This is a genomic window from Microbacterium sp. KNMS, from assembly GCF_053851835.1.
Genome location: NZ_JBSQBP010000117.1, coordinates 1 through 269 on the forward strand (window position 1 = coordinate 1; position 269 = coordinate 269).

General features: G+C 63.9%; 1 protein-coding gene. It reads right to left on the reverse strand.

Annotated features, from left to right (window positions below; all coding sequences use genetic code 11):
- Window positions 1–228, reverse strand: a 228-nt coding sequence (locus ACWXWW_RS18065; RefSeq protein ID WP_455971395.1) for a helix-hairpin-helix domain-containing protein, incomplete at its 3' end; no start/stop codon positions are given.
- Window positions 229–269: the final 41 nt, after the last annotated feature.

Below are 269 nucleotides of genomic sequence, written 5' to 3' on the forward strand. Positions count from 1 at the left end.
TTCCTCGACCAGCTGTTCCATCGCCTTTTCGCCCACGCCCTTGAGGCCCCCCAGCGCGTAGCGGACGGCATGGCCAAGGCGCGGGTCTTCGCCGTCATGGGCGACCTCCTCCACCGAAAAATCGGCGAGGCTGCGGTTGATGTCGGGCGGCAGGCAGGTGAGGCCCATGCGGCGCATGTCGTCAACGAAGATGGTGAGCTTGTCGGTCAGGTGAATGTCGAACGCCATCGACCCGGCGTAGAATTCGGCGGGATAATGCGCCTTCAACC